This window comes from Burkholderia sp. S-53 (assembly GCF_025560745.1).
Lineage (GTDB): Bacteria > Pseudomonadota > Gammaproteobacteria > Burkholderiales > Burkholderiaceae > Burkholderia > Burkholderia pyrrocinia.
In genome coordinates this window covers 1350220-1374159 of the sequence record NZ_CP090484.1, presented here as the reverse complement: position 1 = coordinate 1374159, position 23940 = coordinate 1350220, and the positions used below count along the sequence as shown (strand labels likewise).

Below are 23940 nucleotides of genomic sequence, written 5' to 3'. Positions count from 1 at the left end.
TCAATGATGCTTTTGAATGATGCTCCCTGGTTTGCAGTCGCGATCGCAGTTAGGGCTCGCCGGATTTTTTCGACGTTATTCATTGAGTGCCTATTCGGTTTGGTTCGGATGCTGGCGGATAAGGTGAGTGGAATTGTCGAGATTGGTTTGGAAAATGTTCAGTTTTTCGATCCATTTACGGTGATAGTTGCTGATTTTGTTTTTATTGGTATGGGTGCAAGCCTTAATAATACATTCACAGCAAGCACGCGATGAGCTTGTACGTAACCCGTCAGATCACATGAAGTAAATGGAATTGACGCATCGGTTACCGGCTTCATCGACGAAATGCCTGCCGCGGTGTCGTGACGCGAGCGATGCATGCGCAGCGGCCACCGGGATCGGGTAACGTTATGCGGTTCATTCCTGATCCCGGAGACAATCCCACATGCTGAAGAATCTCGACCCGCTGCTGCACGCCGACATCCTGCACACGCTGCGCGCGATGGGCCACGGCGACGAAATCGCGATCTGCGACGCGAATTTTCCGGCGGAATCCGTCGCGGAGCACACGGTGGTCGGCCGCGCGCTGCGGATCGACGGCGCCGATTCGGCGCGCGTCGCGCGTGCGGTGCTGTCCGTGCTGCCGCTCGACACGTATGTCGACACGCCGGCGTGGCGGATGGAAGTCGTCGGCGACGCGGCCGCGGTGCCGCCGGTGCAGCGCGAGGTGCAGGCCGAGATCGACCGCGCGGAAGGGCGTGCGGTGCCGCTCACCGGCATCGAGCGTTTCGCGTTCTACGAGCGCGCGCAGCAGACGTACGCGGTGATCGTCACCGGCGAGCTGCGCGGCTACGGCTGCTTCATCTTCAAGAAAGGCGTGTTGTTGAGCGACGCGGGCTAAACGCTTTTTTTGCGCCGCGGCCGGCGGGCCGCGCGGCGGCCGCCGTGTAAAGATTTGCTACAACCTTTTTCTTGGACCCGGCCGAAAGACCCTCTATGCTGGCCCATTTGCCGCGGGCCCCGCAGGGCCGCGCGGCCTCGAGTTGCACGGGCGCGCCCCGTGCGGCCGGCCGAATTGCATACGAGGAGAGAGGCATGACGCGTTCCGTCGATTCCGGCGTCATTTTTTTCGCGCGCCTGGCGCTGGCGGCGTTGTTCCTGTGGGGCGGCGTGATGAAGCTGCTCGGCTACAGCGATTTCGTCGGTTACCTGCATGGGCTGAACATGCCGTATCCGCAGGTCATCGGGCCGATCGTCGTCGCGATCGAGGGGCTCGGCGGCCTGCTGCTGATCGTCGGCTACAAGGTGAAGCCGCTCGCGCTGCTGATGGCGTTCTATACGGTCGCGACCGCGATGGTCGGGCACAATTTCTGGGACGCGACGGACGCCGCGGTCCAGCACGACATGGTGATCCATTTCTGGAAGAACATCTCGATCGCCGGCGGTTTCCTGCTGCTGTTCGTCACCGGCGCCGGCGGCGCGAGCATCGACGGCCTGCGTCGTCCGAGTTCGTCGTACGGCGGCCTGCGCTGATCGCACGTACGCCGTTGCGCTGAAGCAAAACAAAAGGGCCGAATCCCGCGGGATTCGGCCCTTTGTGCATGGAACGGGCGCGTGCGCCAGCGTTCAGTGCGTGCCCTTCACGTCCTTCGCATCCTTCGCGAACTGCACGGCGATCGCGCCGAGCACGCAGATCACTGCGACGTACACGACCGGCGCGAGCGGATTCGACTTCATCATCAGCGACACGATCACCGGCGTGAGGCCGCCGAAGATCGCATACGCGACGTTGTACGAGAACGAGATGCCCGAGAAGCGCACGACGGCCGGGAAGCTCTTGACCATCACGAACGGCACCGCGCCGATCGTGCCGACCATGAAGCCCGCGATCCCGTAGTAGAGCGGCAGCGTCGACGCGTCGGCCGCGACCTGCACGAACAGCAGGTAGTAGCACGCGGCCAGCCCGAGGCCGCCGATGCCGAGCACGCGCTTCGCGCCGATCCAGCCCGCGAGCGAACCCGCGGTGATGCAGCCGGCCGTCAGGCACAGCGTCGCGACGCTGTTCGCGAACAGCGTCGTCGCGGGCGTCAGGTGGAACTGCTTCTGCAGCAGCGCGGGCGTCATCAGGATCACGACGACGATCGCCGCCGACAGCATCCACGTGAGCAGCATCGACACGATCACCGCGCGGCCGTGGTCGCGCAGCACGGCCTTCAGCGGAATCTCCGCCGCGAGCGCCTTCTTCGCCTTCATCTCGGCGAACACCGGCGTTTCATGCAGCCAGCGGCGCAGGTACACGGAGAACAGCCCGAACACGCCGCCGAGCAGGAACGGGATGCGCCATGCGAACGCACCGACTTCGGCGCTCGAGTAACGGCTGTTGATGCCGGCCGCGACGAGCGAGCCGAGCAGGATGCCGGCCGTGAGGCCCGCGGTCAGCGTGCCGCACGCATAGCCGATATGACGCGACGGCACATGCTCGGACACGAACACCCACGCGCCCGGCACTTCGCCGCCGACCGCCGCGCCCTGCAGCACGCGGAACAGCAGCAGCAATACCGGCGCGAGGATGCCGATCGAGTCGTAGGTCGGCAGCAGGCCCATCAGCAACGTAGGCACGGACATCATCAGCACGCTGAGCGTGAACATCCGCTTGCGGCCGAACAGGTCGCCGAAGTGCGCCATGATCACGCCGCCGAGCGGGCGCGCGAGATAGCCGGCCGCGAAGATGCCGAACGTCTGCAACTGGCGCAGCCAGTCGGGAATGTCGTGCGGGAAGAACAGCTGTCCTATCGCCGGTGCGAAGAACACGAAGATGATGAAGTCGTAGAACTCGAGGGCGCCGCCGAGTGCGGCAAGGCCAAGGGTTTTATAGTCGCTGCGCGTGAGCGCGCGTTCGGCGGCGCGAGGCACGCCGCTCAATTCGGAAGCTTGCATGGTCAGGACGATCGGTTTTCGAATGTTGTTGTCGGTGCTGCGTCTCCAGGGCCCGCTATCGGCATGGACTGACAAGGCGCGGCTTGCGTCGTCGAAGCGTGCCGGGTGCCGGATAGGGCACGGAACACGCACCGCCGCACCGGGATGGGGCGCGGCGCAGACGAAGCGTCAAAGCGGGTGGGGGGATTCTACAGGAGCGCGAAATGCGCGCGCGCGGGTGCGCGCCGAGGAACGCTTCGGACCGTGCAGCCGAAGCGCGCGCGGCGCGGGCGGCCGGTGAGCCGCTTGCGCGCCGCGCGGAGCAGGTGTCGGCGATCAGTTGCCGGCGATCGTATCGACCGGCTTGAACGTGCCGTGTTCGACCTTGTAGATCGTGACCGGCGCGTCCTTCAGGTCGCCCTTCGTGTCGTACGCGATGCTGGGTGCCGACACGCCCTTGATCGACACCTTGCCGAGATACGGCGTATAGACCTTCGGGTCGATCGAGTTGGCGTCCTTCATCGCGGTGAGCAGCGCGATCGTGCCGTCATACGAGTACGGCGAGTACGTGATCACGTCTTCGTTGAAGCGCGCCTTGTAGCGTGCCGCGTAGCCGGCGAAGCCCGGCATCTTTTCCTTCGGCAGCCCGCCCATGTAGACGATCGCGCCTTCGGCCGCTTCGCCGCCGACCTTCAGGAACGTCGGCGAGCGCGACATCTCGCCCGTCACGAACGCCGACTTCATCCCGAGCTGACGCATCTTGCGGATCATCGGCGACGATTGCGCGTCGCCGCCGCCGTAGAAGACCGCGTCCGGGTTGACGCCCTTCAGGTTGGTCAGGATCGCCGAGAAATCGAGCGCCTTGTCGTTCGTGAAGTCGCGCTTGACGATCGTGCCGCCCGCCGCCTCGACGGCTTTCGCGAATTCGTCGGCGATGCCCTGGCCGTAGGCCGTGCGGTCGTCGATGATCGCGATGCGCTTGAAGCGCAGCGTCTTCACCGCGTACGTGCCGACGATGCGGCCCGCTTGCGCGTCGCTCGTCAGCAGCCGGTAGGTCGTCTTGTAGCCGCGCGCCGTGTATTGCGGCGACGTCGCCATCGAGATCTGCGGCAGCCCCGCGCGATCGTACAGGTCGGACGCCGGAATGCTGGTGCCCGAGTTGAAGTGACCGATGATCCCGCGGACGTTGTCGTCGATCAGCCGCTGCGCGACGGTCGTGCCCGTGCGCGGGTCGGCCTGGTCGTCCTGCGAGTCGAGTTGGAACGTGATGGGCTTGCCGCCGATCGTCGGCCGCGTCGCGTTGAAGTCGGCGATCGCGAGCTGCACGCCCTTCTGCATGTCCGAGCCGTAGTTCGACTGCGGGCCGGTCAGCGGTGCGGCGAAACCGATCTTGACGACGTCGGCGGCGATGGCGTGCGCGCCCGACAGTGCGCAGGCAGCGGCCAGCGCGACGTGCGATACCTTCAGCTTCACTTTCACTTCCCCTTGATGGCGTGGTTGGGCCGCCGCCGGCCAGCGGGCCGGCGCCGGTAAACCGGGCGAGACGTTTCGGTCGGCAGGCCGATGCGAGGGCCGTACCGACTCGCCGCGCGTTGCCCGGCTTGTGCAGGAATCGGCGTGCGCGACGGTTGCGTGAGCGGGTCGTGCGTGCCGATTGCTGCAGCGGTGCGAAGTTGTCTCGTGACCGTGAAGCGAAGTCTAGGTAGCGAAAATGCGCGCGTCTTGCGCGTTCGGTGCGCGGCCGGCGACGATATCGGCATATCGTCGATAACCCTGATATATGCCGAAATCGTCACACCGAATGCGCAATCGCGCCAAGACGCTGCACGTCCGCATTTTTAGGATGGGGGATTCGGGCGTGCCGTGCCGGCGCGCCGATGCGGCACGCCGGCATCGCCGCATTCATGACCGCATGCGGCGGGGCAAGCGGATTCGCGGCCGGCCGCCGTATCCGCGGCGCAGTCGTTGTGCACGCAACGGTTGTCGCTTGCCGATGCCGGCCGATCGGCGCCGCGAGGCGACGGCTGCCGCCAGCTTGCCCGCCGCTGCAATCGTCACGACGCGATTGAAGTGGCGCTCCTATAATCGACGCCATCTGCCACTCGCTTCGCGGTTGCCGGGATGACGACCTTGCTTGCCGTACCGCCCATGAGCCTGTCCGACACGTTGCGCTACCAGCCCGACAATGCCGATCTCGGCGCGATGCTCGCGCACTTCCGCCTGCTCGAACCGGTGTTCGATGCGCTGCCGGACGTCGCGTTCTTCGTGAAGGATGCGAACGGCCGCTACGCGCTCGTCAACCGCACGCTGGCGATGCGCTGCGGCTACAAGGAGAAGCGCGACCTGCTCGGCAAGACGACCGACGAAGTGTTCCCGCGCCGCTTCGGCCGCAGCTATTTCGAGCAGGACATGGCGACGATCAACGCCGGCCAGCAACTGACGGACCAGCTCGAGCTGCACCTGTATCCGGGCCGCCAGCCCGGCTGGTGCCTGACCTGCAAGGAGCCGCTGCGCGACGCCGCGGGCAAGGTGGTCGGCCTCGCGGGCATCTCGCGTGACCTGAAGGCGCACGAGGGATCGCATCCGGCCTACAGCAAGCTCGCCGATGTGGTCCAGCACATCCAGGATCACTACGTGCAGCCGCTGAACCTGAAGCATCTCGCGCAGATGGCCGGGATGTCGGTCGCGCAGCTCGAACGCTACTTCCACAAGGTGTTCCACCTGACGCCGCGCCAGGTGCTGCTGAAGACGCGGCTCGATGCGGCAACCGCGCTGCTCGTCACGCACGACAAGGTGACCGACGTCGCGGCGCTATGCGGCTACACGGATCACAGTGCGTTCACGCGCCAGTTCAAGGCGACGGTCGGCGTGACGCCGACGGAATACCGGTTGATGCTGCAGGAGCGGGCGGGGTGACGCGAGACGCCGGAAGGGCCGGCGCGTCGCAGGGATCGGGGCAATGCGGGGAAACGGGGAAAACGGCGGCTCAGCGGTAGCCGAGCCCTTTCAGGACGGCCGTGCCGTTTGCGGTCAGCCGGAAGCTCGGGGCCGTATCGGGGTCGAGCTTGACCATCTCGACGAGACCGGCTTCCTGCAGCGCAGGCAATTCGGGTTTGGCGTTCGCGCCGATCGGTGCATGCAGCAGCACGAGCAGCGTCGCGATTTCGTGATGACTGAGCAGGCGGCGCAGCATCGTCTTCTTTGCAGGGGGCGCGGCCTGGCGGCCCGCGGGTGCTTCTACGGCGCTCATCGCTTTCCTCCTTTTCGAGATAGCCATCGGGTACTGGTTGCGGATGGTGCCGTCGAAGACTTAAGCGATTCTTAAAACCGTGGCCGGCGACGGGATGCTGCGCTGCGGTACGGGTTACCGGATGTAACGTCATACGGGGCGCGGCTCCCGGCCCGATCGCGGGCAGCCGCGCGGGCTGGTGCGCGGCTGTGCGATTCACCACGATGGTGCGCGTCGGATGCGGCCCTTTGCGTCGGCCGCGGGCCGCGCTGCGACTCCGCCCCCAAAAAACGCGATTCGCGTCCTTCCCTTATTTCCTGCGCTGCGCCTGCGCGGCGAGCCGCACGGCCGCGTTCGTCGCGCCGTAGCCGTCGTATCCGCCGCGCCGCTCGACGATTTCGAGCGAGAAGCGGTTGTCGACCAGTTCCGTATACGCGTGCAGGAATTCGCCGCCGTGCTCGTCGCGGTCGTACAGCAGGTGGTGCGCGCTCAGCGTGTCGATCAGTTCGTCCGGCAGCGCGTAGCGCGCGGCGAGATCGTCGTAGTAGTTCGGCGGAATGCGCAGGAACGGCACGCCGTCGGCCGCGAACGCGGCGATCGTCTTCACGATGTCGTCGGTGCGGAACGCGACGTGGTTCAGCCCCGTGCCGTGGTAGCGGTCGAGCGATTCGGCGACGGCCGTGTGACGGTCGACCGACGCGTTCAGCGCGATCCGCACCGAGCCGTCGGCGCTGCGCACCGCGCGGCTGCGCATCAGCCCGTACGGATCGGGCACGAGCCAGCTGCGCTCGGCCTCGAAGCCGAATGCCGTCTTGAAGAACAGGATCCACGTGTCGAGCGCGTCGGCCGGCAGTGCCAGGCACACATGGTCGATGCCCGTCAGCGGGCCGACTTCGCTCGGGCCGTCGATATCGGTCAGCACGAAATCCGATTCATACAGCGTCGGCGCGTTCGGCGCTTCGTCGACGAAATACTCGAGGCTGCCGTCCGGCGCCTGCACGCCCGGCAGCACGCGCTCGTTCGGCCCGACGCGGCCGGAGAACGGCGCGTAGCCGAAGCCGGCCGCGCGTTCGAATGCCACTTTCGCGTCGTCGACGCGGAACGCCGACGCGCACAGCGACAGCCCGTGCTGCTGGAAGAATGCATCGGCGAACGAGTCGCGCTCCGCGTTCAGCACGATCGACGCTGCGCCGTGCTGGAACAGCGTCACATCCTTCGAGCGATGCCGGCCGGCGAGCCGGAAGCGCATCCTGCCGAGCCATTCGCCGACGGTGGCCGCCGCCTGTGCGTCGACCGCGAATTCGATGAACTGGAACCCGACGTGCGCGGGCGGCGCCGGCGGCGCGAACAGCGGCTGGCCGGCGGCCGGCGCACGGCCGTCCTGCGCGAGCCGCGTGCGCGTCAGCTCTTCCAGATAGAGCAGCGAGCGATGGCCGTCGGCGGCCGTGATCGCGGTCGGTGCCGCGCGGAAGCCGTCGTTGAAGATCTCGAGCGACAGCGGCCCCGTGTAGCCCGACTCGATCACGCGCGCGGTGAAGCGCGCGAGGTCGAAGTCGCCCTGGCCCGGGAACGAGCGGTAGTGGCGGCTCCATTCGAGCACGTCCATCGCGAGTTTCGGCGCATCGGCGATCTGCACGAACGCGATCCGGTCGCCGGGAATCTCGGCGATCGCATCGGGCGAATCGTCGAGCGACAGCGTGTGGAAGCTGTCGAGCGCGAGGCCGAGATGCGGGCTGTTCACGGCATTCACGAGTTTCCACGCATGGCCGTACCGGTTCACGACGCGGCCCCACGCAAGCGCTTCGTATGCGGCGACCACGCCGGCCTCCCGGGCGGCGTCGGCGAGCGCGCCAAGCTGGTCGACGAGCAGCCCGTCGTCCGCGATCGTGTCGGCCGACACATTGCTGCACACGAGGATGCGGTCGGTGCCGAGCGCATGCATCACGTCGAACTTGCGCTTGATGCGATCGAGGTTGCGCGCGAGCTGTGCCGCGCTCACGCCCTCGAAATCGCGAAACGGCTGGAACAGCACGATGTCGAGGCCGAGATCGGCGGCCATGCGACGGACGTCGGCCGGCGATCCGTCGAAGTAGACGAGGTCGTTTTCGAAGATTTCGACGCCGTCGAAGCCTGCGGCCTGGATGGCGACGAGCTTCTCGGCGAGCGTGCCGGACAGTGACACGGTGGCGATCGAGCGCTTCATGGGCGATTCCTGCGAATGAGCGGGGCATGGCGTCGGTCGAACCGGCCCTGAATGAACCAGTCGTTGAGTTCCGGGCGCGCGCCATATCCCGAATTTACTGGGTAAGTGACTGGGATTATACAAACTAACTAGGTGGTACAAATTAGCGAAAACCCGAAAAGACATTGCGCTTGCGCAAGCGCACACTAGCGCCAAATCTTGACGTCAGGGGGCGAAATCCGCTAGCGATTTGCCCCCGTTTTAGGAGCAGAATCACCATGAGCAAGCACAAGGTGCTGGTGCTGAACGGCCCGAACCTGAATCTGCTGGGGACGCGTGAGCCCCATATCTACGGCGCGGAAACACTCGCCGACGTCGAGCAGCGCTGCCGCACGGCGGCGCAAGGGCTCGGGCTGGAAATCGAGTTCCGCCAGTCGAACGCCGAGCATCAATTGATCGACTGGCTGCATGCCGCGCGTCACGACACGCACGGCATCGTGATCAACCCGGCCGCCTATACGCATACGTCGGTGGCATTGGCCGATGCGCTTTCCGCGATCGCGAAGCCGGTGATCGAAGTGCATATCTCGAACGTGCATCGCCGCGAGGCGTTCCGCCACCATTCCTATGTGTCGGCGGTCGCCGAAGCCGTGATCTGCGGCTGCGGTACCGAAGGCTACGTGTTCGCGCTGCAGCGTCTGGCGACGCTGTTTGCGCAGGGAGCCGCGCGATGAGCCGCCCGTCGTTTCTGATCGGCCTGATCGGCCAGGGCATCGGCGGTTCGCTGTCGCCCGCGATGCATGAGGAAGAGGGATTCCGCCAGGGTTTCGGCTACGTCTACCGGCGCATCGATCTCGACGTGCTCGGCGCAACCGTCGACGCGCTGCCGCAACTGCTCGATGCCGCGCAGCGAATGGGCTACAACGGGCTCAACATCACGCACCCGTGCAAGCAGCGCGTGATCGAGCACCTCGACGCGCTGTCGGACGACGCCCGCGCGCTCGGCGCGGTGAACACCGTGCTGTTCAAGGACGGCAAGCGGATCGGCCACAACACCGACTGGTCGGGCTTCGCGAAATCGTTTCGCCGCGGGTTGCCCGACGCGTCGCTCGAGCGTGTCGTCCAGCTCGGCGCCGGCGGCGCGGGCGCGGCCGTGGCGCATGCGGCGCTGCAGATGGGCGCGACCGAAATGACGATCTTCGACGTCGACGGCACGCGTGCCGCCGCGCTCGCGGCCGAGCTGCAGCAGCGCTTCCCGGCCGCGCGCGTTGCACCGGGCGGCGCGCCGTCCGGCGACGATCTCGCGGCTGCGATGCGCGCCGCGACGGGCCTGATCCATGCGACGCCGACCGGCATGACCAAGCACCCGGGCCTGCCGCTGCCGGCCGAGCTGCTCCACGCGGGCATGTGGGTGGCCGACATCGTGTATTTCCCGCTCGAAACCGAACTGATCCGTGCCGCGCGAGCGGCCGGCTGCGCCACGCTGCCGGGCGGCGGGATGGCCGTCTACCAGGCCGTCGACGCGTTCGAGATCTTCACCGGACGCACGCCCGACGCCGAGCGGATGTTCGATCACTTTCAGTCGCTCGTCGCGCGCTGACCCCCTTACTGCTACAGAAAGAGAGACCAGGAGACGACCATGCAGCACACCACCCACACGAATGCCGCGCCGGCGCAGGCGGCCGGCACGGTCCGGCGCACCTCGGCGCGCTACAAGATTCTCGCGCTGCTCGCGATCGGCACGATGATCAACTACCTCGACCGCACCGTGCTGGGGGTGGCTGCGCCGCAGCTCACCAAGGAGCTCGGCATCAACGCGGCCGTGATGGGCATCATGTTCTCCGCGTTTTCGTGGACGTACGTCGCGATGCAGGTGCCCGGCGGCCTGTTCCTCGACCGCTTCGGCAGCAAGATCACCTATTACTGGTCGATGACGCTGTGGTCGCTGTGCACGTTCCTGCAAGGTTTCGTGCCGGGCATCGCGACGCTGTTCGCATGCCGGCTCGGCCTCGGCGTGACGGAGGCGCCGTGCTTCCCGACCAACAGCCGCGTCGTCGCGACGTGGTTCCCGCAGAACGAACGCGCGATGGCGACCGGCACCTATACCGTCGGCGAGTACATCGGCCTCGCGTTCTTCAGCCCCGTGCTGTTCGCGCTGATGGGCGCGTTCGGCTGGCGCTCGCTGTTCTGGGTCGTCGGTGCGGTCGGCATCGCGTTCGGCCTGGTCTGGTGGAAGTTCTATCACGAGCCGCGCAATCATCCGGGTGCCAATTCGGAGGAGCTTGCGTATATCGAGGCGGGCGGCGGTCTCGTGCACGGTGCACGCAAGGGCGGCGACAACGGCGGCAAGGGCGAGCAGAAGAAGTTCAGCTGGGCGATGGCAGGCAAGCTGCTGAAGAAGCGCCAGCTCGCGGGCATCTGCCTCGGCCAGTTCGCCGGCAACTCGACGCTCGTGTTCTTCCTGACCTGGTTCCCGACCTACCTCGCGACCGAGCGCCACATGGGCTGGCTGAAGATCGGCTTCTTCGCGGTGATGCCGTTCATCGCCGCGTCGGTCGGCGTGATGTTCGGCGGGATCTTCTCCGACTGGCTGCTGCGCCGCGGCAAGTCCGCGAACCTCGCGCGCAAGCTGCCGATCATCGCGGGCCTGCTGCTCGCATCGACGATCATTCTCGCGAACTACGTGAAGAGCAACGAGGCCGTGATCGCGATCATGTCGGTCGCATTCTTCGCGCAGGGGATGGCTGCGCTCGGCTGGACGCTCGTGTCGGATATCGCGCCGGACGGCCTGCTCGGCGTGACGGGCGGCATCTTCAACTTCGCGGCGAACCTCGCGGGGATCGTCACGCCGCTGGTCGTCGGCTTCATCGTCGCGTCGACCGGCTCGTTCGTCGGCGCGCTCGTGTTCATCGGCGTGATCGCGCTGGTCGGTGCGCTGTCGTACATCTTCGTCGTCGGCGACATCAAGCGGATCGAGCTGTAAGCACCAGCTCCACGCACATCTCGTGCGTTCGCCCGGCGGCCGGTTGGCCGCCGGGCTTAATAGGATGGTCAGCCCGATCCTCACTCAGTGGACTACGCTGAGTGAGGATTTTGTCCTTCTGGAGGGCCATCATGGACACGGTATCGCTGATCGGAGTCGATCTCGGCAAGCACTGCTTCCACCTGCATGGACAGGATGCGTCCGGCAGGATGGTGTTCCGTAAGAAGCTCACGCGTAGCCAGATGTTCACGCTGCTGGGCAATTTCCCGAGTTGTACGGTGGTCATGGAGGCGTGCGCCGGTGCGCACTGGATCGCTCGCCGACTTCAAGCGCTGGGCCACGAGACCAAGCTGATTTCCCCGCAATTCGTCAAACCGTTCCGGCAAGGCAACAAGAACGATTTCGCGGACGCCCAGGCGATCTGCGAAGCGGCTTGCCGTCCGAGCATGCGTTTCGTGAGCCCACACAACGAAACCCAGCAGATCGTTTCAGCCTTGCACCGCGTGCGCGAGAGGCTGGTGCGGGAGCGCACCGGCACGATCAACCAGATTCATGCGTTTCTGTTGGAGTTCGGCATCAGCTTGCCGCGCGGCATGGCGGTGATCCGGCGACTGCCTGCCGTGCTGGAGGCAGAATCGTTGCCGCCGAGGCTGGTGGCTGTGCTCGAACGCTTGCAGGCGCACTTCAAGTATCTGGACGAGCAGATCCGCCAGCTCGAACGTGAGTTGCTTTCCCAGCTACACGAGGACGGACGCAGCGAACGGCTGCTCGAGATTCCCGGCATTGGCCCGATGACCGCCAGCGTGTTGATGTCGGAGTTGGGCGATGCTCATCAATATGGTTCGGCAAGGCAGTTTGCAGCGTCGGTCGGCCTGGTGCCGCGGCAGTACAGCACCGGCGGCAAACCAACGCTACTGGGCATTAGCAAGCGCGGGGACAAGGAACTGCGACGGCTGCTGGTGCAATGTGCGCGGACCATCATGCAGCGCATCGAGCACCGCACGGATGCATTGGGCGTCTGGATTCGCAGCCTGTTGGCGCGACGACACTCGAACGTGGTGGCCTGTGCCTTGGCCAATAAATTGGCGAGGATCGCCTGGGCCATCCTCGCCAAAGGGACACACTACCGAAGCATCGAGGCTGTTCCTTCAGTCTGACGCTTCTTGTCGCTTACGGCTTCAGTTGCAGTAGTCACACCTGGTTTTGCGACGCGAGATACGTGAAGGCATAAACGACTCAACGGCCGGACAAGTAACCTGACAACGAAAACAGCATCTCGATGCTGCGGGCTTTTTGAGGTTTGTCCGGTGCGGCTCCCATCATGGGGCGGGATCTTTCCCATCCACGACCCCGGATAGATTCGAGCAAGTCCACTTTAGGTCAACACTGCCTCGCTTGCAAAAATCGGGCTGACCATAGATTTTTGTTGGTGCGCCGACTGGTGTGCCGACTTGTATCCTGGCTCGCGTTGCGCGCTATGCGCGCTGCACCGCGATGCCGAGCGATTCGACCGCCTGCGCGATCGCCGCCACCGCGCGCCGGATATCGCCGGCATCGATCGCGCCGATGCAGCCGACACGGAACGTCTCGAGCCGCGTGAGCTTGCCCGGATACAGGATGAAGCCCGCGTCGCGCACCGCGTCGTAGAAGCGGCGGAAATCGTAGGCCGGATGGTCGGGCGCGTGGAATGTGACGATCACGGGCGCCTGCACGCTCGCGTCGAGGAACGGCACGAAGCCGAGCGCGCGCATCGATTCCACCAGCGTCCGGCAGTTTTCCGCATAGCGCGCGCCGCGTGCCGGCTGGCCGCCTTCGGCGAGGTACTGGTCGAGCGCGGCGCGCAGCGCGGCGATCACGTGCGTCGGCGGCGTGAAGCGCCACTGGCCGGTCTTGCGCAGGTACGCATATTGATCGTGGAGATCGAGCGCGAGCGACGGCGAGTTGCCTTCGCTCGCGTCGAGCGCGTCGCGCCGCACGATCGCGAAACCCATCCCCGGCACGCCTTCGAGGCACTTGCCGCTCGCCGAGATCAGCGCATCGATGCCGCTGTCCGCCAGCGCGATCGGCAGCGCGCCGAACGAACTCATCGCATCGACGATCAGCCGCTTGCCGTGGCGGCGGCACACGGCCGCGATTGCGTCCAGCGGATTCAGGATGCCGGCGCTCGTCTCCAGGTGCACGAGGGCGACGTGCGTGATGCGCGGCTCGCGTGCGAACGCAGCCTCGACCGCTGCCGCGTCGACGGCCGCGTCCTCGCCGAACGGCAATGCGATCGCGTCGAGGCCGAGACGGCCGAGGATCTTCAGGATGCGCGCGCAATACGCGCCGTTGTCGGGCACGAGCACGACGCCGTCGCGCGGCAACAGCGTGCCGAGCGCCGCCTCGACCGAGAACGTGCCGCTGCCCTGCATCGGCACGCACACGTAGTCGTCGCCGCCGCGCGCGATGGCGACGAGGTCCGCGCACACGCTGGCCGTCAGTTGGTTGAAAGCGGCGTCCCACGACCCCCAGTCATGTTGCATTGCGTGGCGGGTTGTGGCGGACGTGGTGAGCGGGCCGGGCGTGAGCAGGATCGGATCGGGCATGTTTTTTCTCCAGCAAAGGTCGGGCGAAACGCCGGGCGGCATTTCCGAATGACTTGCATGATAGTGGCAAAATGTGTCATTTTTTGGAAATTGTGGCATTCGTCACGGCTTTGTCACCGAACGCTGTGATCCTTCGGTTGCCGCGCGAAACCACCTTCGGCGCGGCAACGAGGCGGGCCGGCTAATCGGTTCGCCCGGATCGATAACAGGCTTTGCATGGGGCTGGAGTCGGCGCTGAAGCGCTAACGCCAGCCGACCGCGAAGCATGGGGCCAGGGTAAGCGCTGAAGCGCCAACTCTGGCCGACAGCGCCGGGATCGTGCCCCCGGCCAATTGGTGTTCCGCCTACGGAGAAGTGAGATGACACTGCAGAATTCCTCGCGCGCCGCTGCCGGCGCGTTCCGCAAGCTCGCGCTGGCCGCCTGCGCCGCCGGTCTGCTGCAAGGTGCCGCGATGCCGGCGCACGCGGCAAACGCGGTCGTGCTGTATACGGCGGACGGTCTCGAGAACCTCTATCGCGATGTGCTGCCGGCCTTCGAGAAGAAGGAAGGCGTCAAGGTCAACATCGTGACGGCGGGTAGCGGCGAGGTCGTCAACCGCGCGAACATCGAAAAGAATTCCCCGAAGGCCGACGTGATCGTCACGCTGCCGCCGTTCATTCAGCAGGCCGGCCAGATGGGCCTGCTGCAGCCGTACCAGAGCGTGAACTACAAGAACGTGCCGGCCATCGCAAAGGCCGAGGACGGGACGTGGGCGACCTTCGTGAACAACTACTTCTCGTTCGCGATCAACCCGGACGTCGTCAAGAACCAGCCGAAGACGTTCGCCGACCTGCTGTCGCCGAGCTATGCCGGCAAGGTCGCGTACTCGAACCCGGCGACCGCCGGCGACGGGATGGCCGTGCTGATCCTGACGACTTCGCTGATGGGCGAGGACAAGGCGTTCGACTACCTCGCGAAGCTGTCGCAGAGCGTGAAGTTCCACACGAAGGGCACGGGCTACCTGAACGTGCTGCTGTCGCGTAACGAGATCAGCGTCGCGAACGGCGACCTGCAGATGGACCTCGACGATGCCGAGCACGGCGCACTGTCCGTCAAGCCGATCTTCCTGGCCGCGAAGGACGGCGACCAGCCGACCACGTTCCAGCTCCCGTACGGCATCGGCCTGATCAAGAGCGGCCCGAACCAGGACGTCGGCAAGAAGCTGATCGACTACCTGATGTCGACGGAAGTGCAGTCGAAGGTGCCGGACATGTTCGGCATCCCGGGCCGCACCGACGTGCCGCTGGCCGGCAAGAACGGCGAGGCGGTCAAGAAGGCGATCGCGGGCGTGAAGCTGATCCCGGTCGACTGGACCCAGGTGATGGCGAAGAAGCCGGTGTGGATCGAGCGCTGGAAGAAGGACGTGATCGGCAGCTCGGGCAAGCAGCTCGACGTCGTCAAGCCGAAGTGATCGGCGCACGCCGCCTGTATTAGTGAGCAAGAGGATGAACCCGGTGGAAACCACCCTGACCCATCCCGGCGCATTCGGCGCCGCCGAACCGCACGCGACGCTGCGGTCCGGCGCGCCGGGCGGCGTGCAGATCGAGCACCTGAGCGTGCGCTACGGCGCGCGCACGGTGCTGGAAGATCTGTCGCTGTCGATCGGCGCCGGCGAATTTCTGACCGTGCTCGGCAAGAGCGGCTGCGGCAAGACCACGCTGCTGCGCTTCATCGCCGGGTTCGTGAAGGCCGACGGCCTGACCGGCACGCTGACCGTTGCCGGGCGTGACCTGACCTATGCGCCGCCGCACAAGCGCAATCTCGGTCTGCTGTTCCAGAATTACGCGCTGTTCCCGCACCTGTCGGTGTTCGAGAACGTCGCCTTCGGGCTGCGCGCGCGCGGCATGGCGTCGTCGGAAGTGACGCGCCGCGTCGCCGACGCGCTGAAGCTCGTGCAGCTCGGCGATGCGGGCCATCACCTGCCCGCGCAACTGTCGGGCGGGATGCAGCAGCGCGTCGCGCTGGCCCGCGCGCTCGTGATCGAGCCGGACGTGCTGCTGCTCGACGAGCCGCTGTCGGCGCTCGACGCCAACCTGCGCGCATCGGTGCGCAGCGAACTGAAGGCGCTGCACGAGCGCCTGCCGAACCTGACCGTCGTCTGCGTGACGCACGACCGCGACGACGCGCTCGTGCTGTCCGACCGCGCGCTGCTGATGCGCGACGGCCACATCGCGCAGCTCGGCACGCCGCAGCAGCTTTACGACGAGCCGCAGGACGGCTACGTCGCACGCTATCTCGGCCCGGCGAACCTGCTGCCGCCGCACGTGATCTTCCCGCTCGGCGATCCGCGCCACGAAGTGCGCGGCAAGGTCGCCTGCGTGCGCCCCGAGCGCCTGACCGTGATGCCGCCTGCGGCGGGCGGCTTGCACGGCACGGTGTCGTCCGTCGAATGGCAGGGTGCCGACCTGTCGATCGCGGTCGTGATCGACGCGGCGCCCGACGAACCCGTGCGCGTGACGATGCAACGCGGCCGCGGTGCGGCCCCCGAACGCGGTGCGCGCGTGTCCCTGCATTGCGAGGCAGACGATGTCGTCCTTATCGAGCCCTGAAGCCGGCCTGCCGCCGCACGTGCTCGCGTCGGCCGCCGCGCACGCCGCCGTCGCGCGGCGCCGCAAGCGCATGGGCGACCTGCACCTGGCCGCGCTCGCGGTCGTCGTGCTGGGCCCGCTCGTCGTCTATCCGCTGGTGCGGCTCGTGCTGCTGAGCGTGTCGGGCGATCACGGGCTGAGCTTTGCCGCGTACCGGACCTTCTTCGGCAACCCCGACACGCGCACCGTGCTGCTGACGACGCTCGGCGTGCTGTTCGCGAGCGCCGGCACCGCGTCGGTGCTCGGCGTGCTGCTCGCTGCGCTGCTGTTCTTCAAGCCGTTTCCGGGCGCATCGCTCGTCACGCGTTTCCTGGAACTGTACGTCGCGTTTCCGTCGTTCCTCGTCGCGTTCACGCTGATCTTCCTGTACGGCTCGCAAGGGTCGATCAGCATCGCGCTGCAGCACCTGTTCCATCTCGAGAATCCGCCGCTCGATTTCCTGTTCGGCATCGGCGGCGTGATTCTCGCGCAGACCGTGTTCTATACGCCGTTCGTCGTGCGGCCGACGCTTGCGTCGTTCGCGACGCTCGACCTGCGGCTGATCGAAGCCGCGCGCAGCCTCGGCGCGCCCGGCTGGATGCTCGCGCGCCGCGTCGTGCTGCCGATCGCGTGGCCGGGCATCGCCGCCGGCACCGTGCTGTGTTTCCTGCTGACGCTGAACGAATTCGGGATTCTGCTCGTGCTCGGCAGCGCGCGGCTCGTGACGCTGCCGGTCGCGATCTACAGCAGCGCGACCGTCGATCTCGACCTGCCGACCGCGTCGGCCGGCGCGGTCGTGATGCTTGCGCTGTCGCTGGCGCTGTATACGGTTTATCGCCGGGTGAACCGGCGTGCGACGGGAGGGAACGATGTCCGCTGAATTCCGTATCGGGCAGGGCGTGCCGCGCCACCAGATCGGCTGGAGCGACGCGCTGCTCAAGCATGCGTCGCGCGTCGCGCTCGCGCTGGCCGCATTCGCGTGCTTCTGGCTGTTCGTGCTGCCCGTCATCGTCGTCGCGCTGTCGAGCGTGTCGACGCAATGGTCGGGCACGATCTTGCCGGCCGGCTACAGCCTGCGCTGGTTCGAGCGGCTCGGGTCGCCGGAATACGATGCGCTGCTGACGAGCCTCGAAATCGGCTTCGGCGTGTCGGCGATCGGCACGATCCTCGGGCTGTGGCTCGCGCTTGCGCTCGAAGGGCGCGACCGGCGCGGCCTCGGCGCGGTGGTCGACGCGTTCGTGATGGTGCCGAACGGTGTGCCGAGCGTCGTGCTCGGGCTCGCGGTGCTGATTGCGTATCACCAGAAGCCGGTCGACCTGTCGAGCTCGGCGGCGATCGTCGTGCTCGTGCAGCTCGCGCTGATTCTGCCGTTCTGCTATCGCTGCGCGGCCGCCGCGCTGCGTCCGGAGCTGACCGTGCTGCGCGAAGCGGCGGCGAGCCTCGGTGCGCCGCCCGCGATGGTGCTGCGCCGCGTGCTGCTGCCGCAACTCGTGCCGGCGCTGCGCGCGAGCCTCGCGCTCGGCTTCGCGCTGTCGCTCGGCGAGCTCGGCGCGACGCTGACGGTTTATCCGCCCGGCTTTGCGACCGTGCCGATCGTCGTGATCGGCCAGGTGGAGCGCGGCTACTACCTGCCCGCCTCGGCGCTGTCGCTGCTGATGCTCGGTGCGTCGCTCGCGGCGCTGCTGCTGATCGCCGCGCGTGTGCCGCGCGGCAAGCGGGCGGCATCATGAACGCCGCGTTCGCATTGCGCCATCCCGGCGACACGTCGGCATCCGGCGCGTCGCCGGAACTCGCGGGACGCTCCGTCGACGTCAACGGCCGTCGCTACCGGCTGCCGGTCGAGCCGACCGTCGTCGTCTGCGTCGACGGCTGCGAGTACGCGTATCTCGAACGTGCGGTGGAAGCGGGCGTCGCGCCGTTCATCGGCCGGATGATCGCGGAAGGCACGGCGTGGCGCGCCGATTGCGTCGTGCCGACCTTCACCAACCCGAACAACTTGTCGATCGTCTGCGGCGTGCCGCCGTCGGTGCACGGGATCTGCGGCAACTACTTCTGGGACGCGACCGCCGACGGCGGGCGCGGCGCCGAAGTGATGATGAACGACCCGGCCTATCTGCGGGCCGGCACGCTGCTCGCGGCGGCGTCCGACGCCGGCGCGCGGGTGGCCGTCGTGACGGCGAAGGACAAGCTGCGCCGGTTGCTCGGCTGGCAGATGAACGGCATCTGCTTTTCGGCCGAAAAGGCCGCTCAGGCGAATCTCGCGGAAAACGGCATCGTCGACGTACTCGACTGGGTCGGCCTGCCGTCGCCGGATGTCTACAGCGCGGCGTTGTCCGAATTCGTGTTCGCGGCCGGCGTGCGGTTGGCGCAGACACGCCAGGTCGACCTGATGTACCTGTCGACCACCGACTACGTGCAGCACAAGTGCGAGCCGGGCAGCGCGGGCGCGAACGCGTTCTACGCGATGATGGACGGGTACCTCGCGCAGCTCGACGCGCTCGGCTGGGCGATCGGGCTCACGGCCGACCACGGGATGAACGCGAAGCACGATCCCGTGACGGGGCGACCGAACGTGATCTATCTGCAGGACGCGTTCGACGGCTGGTGCGGCGCACAGGCAGCGCGCGTGATCCTGCCGATTACCGATCCGTACGTCGTGCACCACGGTGCGCTGGGCTCGTTTGCAACCGTCTATCTCGCGCCGGACGTCGACCGGGCCGAGGCGATGTGGCGCGTCGGCGGCCTCGATGGCGTCGAGCTCGTGCTCGACAACGCGGAGGCCGCTGCACGCTTCGAGTTGCCGGCCGACCGGATCGGCGATCTCGTCGTGATCGGCCGCCGCGACATGACGCTCGGTACGCGCGAGCGCGAACACGATCTGTCGGGCCTCACGGTGCCGCTGCGTTCGCATGGCGGCGTGTCGGAGCAGGAAGTGCCGCTGCTGTTCAATCGCCGCATCGAGCGGGACGATCCCGCGCGTCGCCCGCGCAACTTCGACGTGTTCGATTTCGTGCTGAACCGGATCGCGACATGATGGCTCATCCCCGGCAAGACCATCCCGAGTTTCGCGCCGAGGCGCTGCGCTGGTGCGGCACGCGCGCGTCGCGCGAGCGCACCTTCGATATCGTCGATCCTTATACGGGCGCCCGGGTCGGCACCGCGCCGCTCGCAAGCGTCGACGACGTGCGCGCCGCGTTCGATTACGCGATGGCTTACCGGCCGAAGCTCACGCGCTACGAGCGTTCACAGATCCTCGAACGTGCGGCCGCGCTGCTGCGCGAGCGCACCGAGGAAGCATCAGATTTGATCACGCTCGAATCGGGGCTGTCGAAACAGGATTCCCGTTACGAGATCGGCCGCGTTGCCGACGTGCTGAAGTTCGCGGCGGTCGAGGCACTGCGCGACGACGCGCAGAGTTTCTCGTGCGACCTGACGCCCCACGGCAAGGCGCGGCGCGTGTTCTCGCAGCGGCAGCCGCTCGACGGCGTGATCGTCGCGATCACCCCGTTCAATCATCCGATGAACCAGGTTGCGCACAAGATCGCGCCGGCGATCGCGACCAACAACCGCGTGATCGTGAAGCCGTCGGAGAAGGTGCCGCTGTCGGCGTTCTATCTGGCCGACCTGCTGTTCGAGGCCGGATTGCCGGAGCCGATGCTGCAGGTGCTGACCGGCGATCCGCGCGAGATCGCGGACGAGCTCGTCACGCATCCGCATGCATCGCTGATCACGTTTACCGGCGGCGTCGCGATCGGCAAGGCGATTGCCGCGCGGGCCGGCTACCGGCGCATCGTGCTGGAACTGGGCGGCAACGATCCGCTGATCGTCCTCGAAGACGCCGATCTCGAACGCGCGGCATCGCTGGCGGTGCTCGGTTCGTACCGGAACTCGGGCCAGCGTTGCACGGCCGTCAAGCGGATGCTGGTGCAGCGCTCGATCGCGCCCGCGTTCACCGAGTTGCTCGTCGAGAAGACGCGCGCGTGGAAGTACGGCGATCCGTTCGATCCCGCGAACGAAATGGGCACGGTAATCGACGAGGCGGCGGCGCGGCTGTTCGAGGCGCGGGTCGACGAGGCGGTCGCGCAGGGTGCGCGCCTGCTGACCGGCAACGTGCGGCGCGGCGCGCTTTACGCGCCGACCGTGCTCGACAACGTCGATCCGTCGATGACGATCGTGCGCGAGGAGACGTTCGGTCCCGTATCGCCCGTCATCGCGTTCGACACGATCGACGACGCGATCCGGATCAGCAACGGCACCGCATTCGGGCTGTCGTCGGGCGTCTGTACCGACAGCACGGCGGCCGTCGTACGGTTCGTGAACGAGCTGAACGTCGGCACCGTGAACGTATGGGAAGTGCCCGGATACCGGATCGAACTGTCGCCGTTCGGCGGGATCAAGGATTCGGGGCTCGGTTACAAGGAAGGCGTTCAGGAGGCGATGAAGAGCTTCACGAACCTGAAGACGTTTTCGCTGCCCTGGGAGTAAACGAATGGCATTGACGGTGGAAGAGATCCACGGGCTGTATCGCGAGCATGGCCATGTGGCCTATAGCGGTGAACCTGTCACGCAGCTCGAGCATGCGTTGCAAAGCGGATTGCTGGCGGAAGAGGCGGGCGCTGACGAAGCGCTGGTCGCGGCGGCGTTCCTGCACGACCTGGGGCATCTGCTGAACCGTCAGGGCGAGACGCCGAGTGCGCGCGGGATCGACGATCTGCATCAGTATTACGTGCTGCCGTTCCTGCGGCCGCTGTTTTCCGACGCGGTGCTGGAGCCGATCCGGCTGCACGTCGACGCGAAGCGCTGCCTGTGCCGCACGGACGCCGGCTACTTCGAGAGCCTGTCGCCGGACTCGGTGCGCAGCCTTGCGCTGCAAGGCGGCATCTTCAGCGAAGAGGAGACGGCGGCGTTCCTGCAGCGCCCGTTTGCGGAGGACGCGCTGCGTCTGCGCCGCTGGGACGATACGGCGAAGGAAGAAGGAAAGGTGACGCCGGATCTCGATCACTATATGGAGATCGTCGCGCGTCAGGTGCGCGTGGCCTGACGGCTCGGCTGCTTCTATATAAGGCCCCGCACGCGGCAGCGTGCGGGGCCTTATATTTTTTTGAGAAACCCCTTGCGCGAACGGCTTGGGGTGCATAGAATCACGCCTCTTTCGCGCTAACGGAAACGCGGCGCGGAAGAGGGGAAGCGAAGTCGGTGGTGTGCAGCAGGTTGGGCGCACGGCTGGCGAAGGAAGATGGACCCCGCAGTCGCAACGAAGTAGTTCAAAAAGTTGTTGACGATCTGTGAAACACGGTTCATAATCTCGCTTCTCTGCTGCTGAAAACGCAGCGCTGCTGAGAAACACGACGTTCCTCGCAGAATGCTCTTTAAAAATTAACAGCCGATAAGTGTGGGCGCTTGATGGCAGCGAGCTGATCCTCGGATCAGAAAGCGAAAGTATCAAGAGTCTCACACTAAAGTAAGTCAGGTTTATGAAGCAATTCATATTCCTGTCAGCTTTGAGTGAGCGACCGGTTCGAAAGAACCGAAAACAGTAACAGGTTTAAACTGAAGAGTTTGATCCTGGCTCAGATTGAACGCTGGCGGCATGCCTTACACATGCAAGTCGAACGGCAGCACGGGTGCTTGCACCTGGTGGCGAGTGGCGAACGGGTGAGTAATACATCGGAACATGTCCTGTAGTGGGGGATAGCCCGGCGAAAGCCGGATTAATACCGCATACGATCGGATGAAAGCGGGGGACCTTCGGGCCTCGCGCTATAGGGTTGGCCGATGGCTGATTAGCTAGTTGGTGGGGTAAAGGCCTACCAAGGCGACGATCAGTAGCTGGTCTGAGAGGACGACCAGCCACACTGGGACTGAGACACGGCCCAGACTCCTACGGGAGGCAGCAGTGGGGAATTTTGGACAATGGGCGAAAGCCTGATCCAGCAATGCCGCGTGTGTGAAGAAGGCCTTCGGGTTGTAAAGCACTTTTGTCCGGAAAGAAATCCTTGGTTCTAATATAGCCGGGGGATGACGGTACCGGAAGAATAAGCACCGGCTAACTACGTGCCAGCAGCCGCGGTAATACGTAGGGTGCGAGCGTTAATCGGAATTACTGGGCGTAAAGCGTGCGCAGGCGGTTTGCTAAGACCGATGTGAAATCCCCGGGCTCAACCTGGGAACTGCATTGGTGACTGGCAGGCTAGAGTATGGCAGAGGGGGGTAGAATTCCACGTGTAGCAGTGAAATGCGTAGAGATGTGGAGGAATACCGATGGCGAAGGCAGCCCCCTGGGCCAATACTGACGCTCATGCACGAAAGCGTGGGGAGCAAACAGGATTAGATACCCTGGTAGTCCACGCCCTAAACGATGTCAACTAGTTGTTGGGGATTCATTTCCTTAGTAACGTAGCTAACGCGTGAAGTTGACCGCCTGGGGAGTACGGTCGCAAGATTAAAACTCAAAGGAATTGACGGGGACCCGCACAAGCGGTGGATGATGTGGATTAATTCGATGCAACGCGAAAAACCTTACCTACCCTTGACATGGTCGGAATCCTGCTGAGAGGTGGGAGTGCTCGAAAGAGAACCGATACACAGGTGCTGCATGGCTGTCGTCAGCTCGTGTCGTGAGATGTTGGGTTAAGTCCCGCAACGAGCGCAACCCTTGTCCTTAGTTGCTACGCAAGAGCACTCTAAGGAGACTGCCGGTGACAAACCGGAGGAAGGTGGGGATGACGTCAAGTCCTCATGGCCCTTATGGGTAGGGCTTCACACGTCATACAATGGTCGGAACAGAGGGTTGCCAACCCGCGAGGGGGAGCTAATCCCAGAAAACCGATCGTAGTCCGGATTGCACTCTGCAACTCGAGTGCATGAAGCTGGAATCGCTAGTAATCGCGGATCAGCATGCCGCGGTGAATACGTTCCCGGGTCTTGTACACACCGCCCGTCACACCATGGGAGTGGGTTTTACCAGAAGTGGCTAGTCTAACCGCAAGGAGGACGGTCACCACGGTAGGATTCATGACTGGGGTGAAGTCGTAACAAGGTAGCCGTATCGGAAGGTGCGGCTGGATCACCTCCTTTCCAGAGCTATCTCGCGAAGTTGAGCGCTCACGCTTATCGGCTGTAAATTAAAGACAGACTCAGGGGTCTGTAGCTCAGTCGGTTAGAGCACCGTCTTGATAAGGCGGGGGTCGTTGGTTCGAATCCAACCAGACCCACCATTGTCTGACGTGTCGGTGATCGTTAGCGCTTTAGCGCTTACGAGTACCTCAAGCCGACCGGCTCACACCTGAGAATATTCTGTACATGGGGGCATAGCTCAGCTGGGAGAGCACCTGCTTTGCAAGCAGGGGGTCGTCGGTTCGATCCCGTCTGCCTCCACCAATCTTCAATGGGAAGCGTTTGGATCACACGAAAGTGACGTGTGAGACGAGCATTTGCCATTGGCGATTGAGCCAGT

General features: G+C 65.3%; 20 protein-coding genes, 2 tRNA genes and 1 rRNA gene. 18 read left to right on the top strand and 5 right to left on the bottom strand.

The genetic code is table 11. The features are described 5' to 3' along the window. Positions 1-3 precede the first annotated feature (3 nt). The 3 genes from LXM88_RS28245 to LXM88_RS28235 all read left to right on the top strand — a co-directional run bounded on the left by LXM88_RS28245 (position 4) and on the right by LXM88_RS28235 (position 1515). Positions 4-255 carry a hypothetical protein gene (locus LXM88_RS28245; RefSeq protein WP_262546350.1) on the top strand — a complete coding sequence of 84 codons (252 nt, stop codon included), beginning with the start codon at positions 4-6 and terminating at the stop codon, positions 253-255. Between the two features lie 172 nt (positions 256-427). Further along, positions 428-883, top strand: a complete 456-nt coding sequence (locus tag LXM88_RS28240) for an RbsD/FucU family protein (RefSeq protein ID WP_262546347.1) — start codon at positions 428-430, stop codon at positions 881-883. 194 nt (positions 884-1077) lie between these two features. Beyond that, a complete protein-coding gene (locus LXM88_RS28235) occupies positions 1078-1515 on the top strand; it encodes a DoxX family protein (RefSeq protein ID WP_262546344.1) in 438 nt (145 codons plus the stop codon). A gap of 93 nt (positions 1516-1608) precedes the next feature. Here LXM88_RS28235 and LXM88_RS28230 read toward each other — a convergent pair whose 3' ends face one another. Both LXM88_RS28230 and LXM88_RS28225 read right to left on the bottom strand, forming a co-directional pair. Further along, positions 1609-2919 carry an MFS transporter gene (locus tag LXM88_RS28230; RefSeq protein WP_262546341.1) on the bottom strand — a complete coding sequence of 437 codons (1311 nt, stop codon included), beginning with the start codon at positions 2917-2919 and terminating at the stop codon, positions 1609-1611. 315 nt (positions 2920-3234) lie between these two features. Continuing rightward, positions 3235-4371 (bottom strand): branched-chain amino acid ABC transporter substrate-binding protein, encoded by a 1137-nt coding sequence (locus LXM88_RS28225; protein ID WP_262546338.1) that lies wholly within the window; start codon positions 4369-4371, stop codon positions 3235-3237. Between the two features lie 648 nt (positions 4372-5019). Between LXM88_RS28225 and LXM88_RS28220 the strand changes: the two genes are divergently transcribed. Further along, on the top strand, positions 5020-5814 hold the full coding sequence (locus LXM88_RS28220) for an AraC family transcriptional regulator (RefSeq protein WP_262546335.1): 795 nt from the start codon (positions 5020-5022) through the stop codon (positions 5812-5814). Between the two features lie 70 nt (positions 5815-5884). Here LXM88_RS28220 and LXM88_RS28215 read toward each other — a convergent pair whose 3' ends face one another. Both LXM88_RS28215 and LXM88_RS28210 read right to left on the bottom strand, forming a co-directional pair. Further along, on the bottom strand, positions 5885-6148 hold the full coding sequence (locus LXM88_RS28215; protein WP_262546332.1) for a hypothetical protein: 264 nt from the start codon (positions 6146-6148) through the stop codon (positions 5885-5887). Between the two features lie 289 nt (positions 6149-6437). Further along, entirely contained in the window at positions 6438-8330 is a 1893-nt protein-coding gene (locus LXM88_RS28210) for a bifunctional sugar phosphate isomerase/epimerase/4-hydroxyphenylpyruvate dioxygenase family protein (protein WP_262546329.1), read from the bottom strand. A 257-nt stretch (positions 8331-8587) separates the two neighbouring features. On the opposite strand from LXM88_RS28210, the gene aroQ reads away from it, so the two are divergent. The 4 genes from aroQ to LXM88_RS28190 all read left to right on the top strand — a co-directional run bounded on the left by aroQ (position 8588) and on the right by LXM88_RS28190 (position 12449). Then, complete coding sequence (gene aroQ, locus LXM88_RS28205) at positions 8588-9043, top strand: type II 3-dehydroquinate dehydratase (protein ID WP_262546326.1); 456 nt, start codon at positions 8588-8590, stop codon at positions 9041-9043. Then, positions 9040-9909, top strand: coding sequence for a shikimate dehydrogenase (locus LXM88_RS28200; protein WP_262546325.1), 870 nt, complete (start codon positions 9040-9042; stop codon positions 9907-9909). The genes aroQ and LXM88_RS28200 overlap by 4 nt, the downstream gene beginning before the upstream one ends. 39 nt (positions 9910-9948) lie before the next feature. Continuing rightward, entirely contained in the window at positions 9949-11292 is a 1344-nt protein-coding gene (locus LXM88_RS28195; RefSeq protein WP_262546322.1) for an MFS transporter, read from the top strand. A 131-nt stretch (positions 11293-11423) separates the two neighbouring features. Continuing rightward, complete coding sequence (locus tag LXM88_RS28190) at positions 11424-12449, top strand: IS110 family transposase (protein ID WP_262546319.1); 1026 nt, start codon at positions 11424-11426, stop codon at positions 12447-12449. A 318-nt stretch (positions 12450-12767) separates the two neighbouring features. On the opposite strand, the gene LXM88_RS28185 is transcribed toward LXM88_RS28190, so the two are convergent. After that, positions 12768-13877: a 2-aminoethylphosphonate--pyruvate transaminase gene (locus LXM88_RS28185; protein WP_262546316.1), complete on the bottom strand. Its 1110-nt coding sequence runs from the start codon at positions 13875-13877 to the stop codon at positions 12768-12770. Between the two features lie 359 nt (positions 13878-14236). On the opposite strand from LXM88_RS28185, the gene phnS reads away from it, so the two are divergent. The 10 genes from phnS (at position 14237) to LXM88_RS28135 (ending at position 23864) form a co-directional block, all read left to right on the top strand. Continuing rightward, on the top strand, positions 14237-15328 hold the full coding sequence (gene phnS, locus LXM88_RS28180; protein ID WP_262546314.1) for a 2-aminoethylphosphonate ABC transporter substrate-binding protein: 1092 nt from the start codon (positions 14237-14239) through the stop codon (positions 15326-15328). 34 nt (positions 15329-15362) lie between these two features. Continuing rightward, positions 15363-16466, top strand: a complete 1104-nt coding sequence (gene phnT / locus LXM88_RS28175) for a 2-aminoethylphosphonate ABC transport system ATP-binding subunit PhnT (protein ID WP_262546312.1) — start codon at positions 15363-15365, stop codon at positions 16464-16466. Continuing rightward, complete coding sequence (phnU, locus tag LXM88_RS28170) at positions 16444-17364, top strand: 2-aminoethylphosphonate ABC transporter permease subunit (RefSeq protein WP_262546309.1); 921 nt, start codon at positions 16444-16446, stop codon at positions 17362-17364. Before phnT ends, phnU begins: the two co-directional genes overlap by 23 nt. Beyond that, positions 17354-18214 carry a 2-aminoethylphosphonate ABC transport system, membrane component PhnV gene (gene phnV / locus LXM88_RS28165; RefSeq protein ID WP_262546306.1) on the top strand — a complete coding sequence of 287 codons (861 nt, stop codon included), beginning with the start codon at positions 17354-17356 and terminating at the stop codon, positions 18212-18214. Before phnU ends, phnV begins: the two co-directional genes overlap by 11 nt. Further along, positions 18211-19518: a phosphonoacetate hydrolase gene (phnA, locus tag LXM88_RS28160; RefSeq protein WP_262546303.1), complete on the top strand. Its 1308-nt coding sequence runs from the start codon at positions 18211-18213 to the stop codon at positions 19516-19518. Before phnV ends, phnA begins: the two co-directional genes overlap by 4 nt. Next, the gene (gene phnY / locus LXM88_RS28155) at positions 19515-20969 is read left to right on the top strand and encodes a phosphonoacetaldehyde dehydrogenase (protein ID WP_262546299.1); all 1455 of its coding nucleotides are present in this window, start codon (positions 19515-19517) and stop codon (positions 20967-20969) included. The genes phnA and phnY overlap by 4 nt, the downstream gene beginning before the upstream one ends. A gap of 4 nt (positions 20970-20973) precedes the next feature. Next, a complete protein-coding gene (locus LXM88_RS28150; protein WP_205817912.1) occupies positions 20974-21525 on the top strand; it encodes a phosphonate degradation HD-domain oxygenase in 552 nt (183 codons plus the stop codon). 506 nt (positions 21526-22031) lie between these two features. Then, positions 22032-23561: ribosomal RNA gene (locus LXM88_RS28145) — 16S ribosomal RNA — on the top strand. A gap of 63 nt (positions 23562-23624) precedes the next feature. Next, positions 23625-23701, top strand: a tRNA-Ile gene (locus LXM88_RS28140). Positions 23702-23788: 87 nt separating this feature from the next. After that, positions 23789-23864: transfer RNA gene (locus LXM88_RS28135), tRNA-Ala, on the top strand. Positions 23865-23940 lie beyond the last annotated feature (76 nt).

Coding starts and splice junctions, on each gene's coding strand:
- LXM88_RS28220 (WP_262546335.1), top strand. CDS start 5,020: ATGACGACCTTGCTTGCCGTACCGCCCATGAGCCTGTCCGACACGTTG.
- LXM88_RS28210 (WP_262546329.1), bottom strand. CDS start 8,330: ATGAAGCGCTCGATCGCCACCGTGTCACTGTCCGGCACGCTCGCCGAG.
- phnY (WP_262546299.1), top strand. CDS start 19,515: ATGATGGCTCATCCCCGGCAAGACCATCCCGAGTTTCGCGCCGAGGCG.
- LXM88_RS28200 (WP_262546325.1), top strand. CDS start 9,040: ATGAGCCGCCCGTCGTTTCTGATCGGCCTGATCGGCCAGGGCATCGGC.
- LXM88_RS28185 (WP_262546316.1), bottom strand. CDS start 13,877: ATGCCCGATCCGATCCTGCTCACGCCCGGCCCGCTCACCACGTCCGCC.
- phnS (WP_262546314.1), top strand. CDS start 14,237: ATGACACTGCAGAATTCCTCGCGCGCCGCTGCCGGCGCGTTCCGCAAG.
- LXM88_RS28235 (WP_262546344.1), top strand. CDS start 1,078: ATGACGCGTTCCGTCGATTCCGGCGTCATTTTTTTCGCGCGCCTGGCG.
- phnT (WP_262546312.1), top strand. CDS start 15,363: ATGAACCCGGTGGAAACCACCCTGACCCATCCCGGCGCATTCGGCGCC.
- LXM88_RS28150 (WP_205817912.1), top strand. CDS start 20,974: ATGGCATTGACGGTGGAAGAGATCCACGGGCTGTATCGCGAGCATGGC.
- aroQ (WP_262546326.1), top strand. CDS start 8,588: ATGAGCAAGCACAAGGTGCTGGTGCTGAACGGCCCGAACCTGAATCTG.
- phnV (WP_262546306.1), top strand. CDS start 17,354: ATGTCCGCTGAATTCCGTATCGGGCAGGGCGTGCCGCGCCACCAGATC.
- LXM88_RS28230 (WP_262546341.1), bottom strand. CDS start 2,919: ATGCAAGCTTCCGAATTGAGCGGCGTGCCTCGCGCCGCCGAACGCGCG.
- LXM88_RS28215 (WP_262546332.1), bottom strand. CDS start 6,148: ATGAGCGCCGTAGAAGCACCCGCGGGCCGCCAGGCCGCGCCCCCTGCA.
- LXM88_RS28240 (WP_262546347.1), top strand. CDS start 428: ATGCTGAAGAATCTCGACCCGCTGCTGCACGCCGACATCCTGCACACG.
- LXM88_RS28245 (WP_262546350.1), top strand. CDS start 4: ATGATGCTTTTGAATGATGCTCCCTGGTTTGCAGTCGCGATCGCAGTT.
- LXM88_RS28190 (WP_262546319.1), top strand. CDS start 11,424: ATGGACACGGTATCGCTGATCGGAGTCGATCTCGGCAAGCACTGCTTC.
- phnU (WP_262546309.1), top strand. CDS start 16,444: ATGTCGTCCTTATCGAGCCCTGAAGCCGGCCTGCCGCCGCACGTGCTC.
- phnA (WP_262546303.1), top strand. CDS start 18,211: ATGAACGCCGCGTTCGCATTGCGCCATCCCGGCGACACGTCGGCATCC.
- LXM88_RS28195 (WP_262546322.1), top strand. CDS start 9,949: ATGCAGCACACCACCCACACGAATGCCGCGCCGGCGCAGGCGGCCGGC.